The organism is Lyngbya sp. CCY1209, assembly GCF_035615495.1.
Classification (GTDB): Bacteria; Cyanobacteriota; Cyanobacteriia; order Cyanobacteriales; family Microcoleaceae; genus Limnospira.
The window spans coordinates 1-204 of sequence record NZ_JAJENU010000682.1; the positions used below are offsets into that span (position 1 = coordinate 1).

Consider the following 204-nt stretch of genomic DNA (forward strand, 5'->3'; position numbering starts at 1 on the left):
GTATCTTGGCGAATTTGGGCGATCGCAGAAGCGGAGGGCGATCGCACGATTTCATACTGTTCGATCAGCGGTTCGTACTCCTCCCCCGGAGAAATCGTCAGGGCGGAAAAGGGGATATTTTGCAGGATACCATCGGCGGAAATTAACAGTCGTTTTTTCTGCAAGTGATCGGCGGCGGGTTGCAGTATCATTTCGCTCAATTCC

The 204-nt window shown here is 52.0% G+C and carries 1 protein-coding gene; it reads right to left on the reverse strand.

Annotated elements, in window-relative coordinates; translation table 11 throughout:
* Positions 1–191, reverse strand: a 191-nt coding sequence (locus LKE08_RS28180; RefSeq protein WP_324707621.1) for a CHAT domain-containing protein, incomplete at its 3' end; no start/stop codon positions are given.
* Positions 192–204 lie beyond the last annotated feature (13 nt).